Source organism: Carnobacterium sp., from assembly GCF_032094055.1.
Lineage (GTDB): Bacteria > Bacillota > Bacilli > Lactobacillales > Carnobacteriaceae > Carnobacterium_A.
Window position 1 is genome coordinate 1 of the sequence record NZ_DAMDAK010000057.1, and the last position, 2,606, is coordinate 2,606.

The window sequence follows — 2,606 nt, forward strand, 5'->3', positions numbered from 1 at the left end:
TCTGTCTCTGGGTACATTAACCCACAGTCTAAAACAAAAATTTCTTCATCCACTTCAATAACGTACATGTTTTTTCCGTTTTCACGCACGCCGCCTAATGGAATAATTTTAATGTCACTCATTTCTTCACCTCTATTTCTTTCTTTTCATTTTTGCTAATTTTTCAACTGTAAACTCTCTAATATTTTCTGCTTTTCTTCTTGTGTGCAGGCCACCAGCGGCAACCTCACATCGCCTGTATCTATTCCTAAATGGTTCAAAGCCATCTTGACTGGAGCTGGAGAAGGTACTGTAAATAAGCTATTCATTTTAGGCAGCAACTTGCGATGTTTCTCAGCAGCTTGATCGACCTTTCCTGCTGCAAGCAAATCGTACATATCTGCCATTTCTTTCCCAATAATATGGCTGGCAACTGAAATGATTCCTGTTGCTCCTACGCATTTAGCTGGAAAAGCCAAATTATCTTCGCCTGAATAAACTAAAAAGTCCTCATTTGCTTGTTCAACAATGTAACTTAATGCATCCATTCCCAAACAATCTTTTACCCCTATAATGTTATCTAGTGACGATAAACGAACAGTTGTTTCCGGGTCGATAACAACACTTGTCCGACCAGGAACGTTATATATGATAATGGGCATATCTGTATTTTGAGAGACAGCTTCAAAATGAGCATATATCCCTGCTTGATTAGGTTTGTTGTAATAAGGCGCAACAACTAAAACAGCATCAATACCTTGAATTTTTTCTACCTCTTTTGTAAAAGAAATTGTTTCAGCTGTATTGTTTGAACCTGTTCCTGCAATAAGAGGAACCCGTCCATCTACCAGCTCAACTGTTTTTTTATATAAATCTAGTTTTTCTTGATGGGATAAGGTAGGAGATTCTCCTGTGGTTCCTCCAACAACTAAGCCCTCACTCCCATTTGCTAAGAGATAATTGATCAAAGCTTTCAATTTGGTGAAATCTAATTGCCCTTTATCATCAAACGGTGTTGCCATTGCCGTAATGATTCTCGCTTTTTTCAAATCCATAAAATACACCTTCTCTTTCAAAACAACAGTATTGTCCGCCCTATTTTTCAGTTACTAAATTAAGTTTATGCAACGTTTCAGCTATTTGGACTGAATTCCAAGCTGCTCCCTTAAGCAAATTATCTGAAACGACCCACATATGATACCCTGTTTCTTCATCTATATCTTTTCTAATCCTACCCACAAACGTTTCTTTTTTTCCTTCTGCTGCAAGCGGTGTTGGATATAATTGAACAGTTGGATCATCTTGTAAACTTACCCCAGGTGCTGTCCGCAATAGGTTTTGAATGCCAGAAACAGAAGCTGACTTATCTAAAACTTCAATATAAATAGACTCTGAATGACCGGAAATTACCGGAACACGCACGCAAGTAGCTGAAATTTTGATATTTTCATCAGACATGATTTTTTTCGTTTCGTTGATCATTTTCCATTCTTCATAGGTATAACCGCCTTCTGTAAATAAATCGATTTGCGGCAAAACATTAAAAGAAATAGGGTAATGTTTTTTATCGCCACCAGACGGTAAAATGGCAGCTTCATAAGCTTCGTTATTTAACATTTGTTGAGCCTGTTCTTTCATTTCATCGACAGCTGCTGCTCCAGCACCGCTGACTGCTTGATAAGTTGAAACGATGATCCGATTCAACCCATACTTTTCACGAATGGGTTGCAAAGCTACCATCATTTGAATGGTAGAGCAATTAGGATTAGCAATAATTCCCTTATGGTTCCTCACTGCTTCCGCATTAACTTCGGGAACCACTAAAGGAACCTCTGGATCCATGCGGTAAGCACTTGTATTATCTATAACAATCGCTCCTTTTTTAACTGCTTCAGGTGCAAATTGTTTTGAAATACTTCCTCCAGCACTAAATAAAGCGATGTCTACGCCTTCAAATGCTTCGGCTGTGGTCTCTTCGACAACTAACTCTGTATTGTTAAACTGTAGCTTTTTCCCAGCTGAACGTTTTGATGCCAGCAACTTTACCTGTTGAATGGGTAAAGTTGTACTTTCTAACATTTCAATCATTTTTGTTCCGACTGCTCCAGTTGCGCCCACTACGGCAATAGTATATCCACTCATTAAATAATCTCCTTCACAAATCTTTTCATTTATCTAACTTACTATTTAGTCAATTCCTTTACAAAAGTAGCCAATATATATTTTAGCACAAATAGCAAAGAAATCATACAAAACAAGATTATTCCCCCCTTTTCTTCTTTTTTCAAAGACAAAATTATTTCATTATGTGTTAAAATAAATAAACTGTTCAAAGCCTCGTTTATTGCGGAGATCAGAAAGGAGAAAAGATGAAAAAAAAGAAAAAGTTAGGTTTAGTCGTTCTTTTATTGCTCGCCAGTTTATCGTTTATTATGTTGTTTTCACTGAATACGCTGACCTACACTCCCACGTCACAAGCTCTTCAAGCTGCCACAACTCATTCCAATTATAGCGTTCACGAAACACAAGATGTTGTTTACTTTGAGCCTGTTGGAACAAGCTCTTCTACCGCTATTATTTTTTATCAAGGAGCTAAAGTAGAAGTAGAGGCTTATAGTTACTTAGGG

Annotated in this window: 2 protein-coding genes and 1 pseudogene; 1 reads left to right on the forward strand and 2 read right to left on the reverse strand. The window is 37.5% G+C overall.

Annotated elements, in window-relative coordinates; all coding sequences use genetic code 11:
• Nucleotides 1–155 precede the first annotated feature (155 nt).
• A complete protein-coding gene (gene dapA / locus RT405_RS09170; protein WP_313469217.1) occupies nt 156–1,034 on the reverse strand; it encodes a 4-hydroxy-tetrahydrodipicolinate synthase in 879 nt (292 codons plus the stop codon).
• A 40-nt stretch (nt 1,035–1,074) separates the two neighbouring features.
• Nucleotides 1,075–2,121 carry an aspartate-semialdehyde dehydrogenase gene (locus RT405_RS09175; protein ID WP_313469218.1) on the reverse strand — a complete coding sequence of 349 codons (1,047 nt, stop codon included), beginning with the start codon at nt 2,119–2,121 and terminating at the stop codon, nt 1,075–1,077.
• A 227-nt stretch (nt 2,122–2,348) separates the two neighbouring features.
• Between RT405_RS09175 and RT405_RS09180 the strand changes: the two are divergent.
• A pseudogene (locus RT405_RS09180) lies at nt 2,349–2,606 on the forward strand (hypothetical protein); the annotation flags it as partial.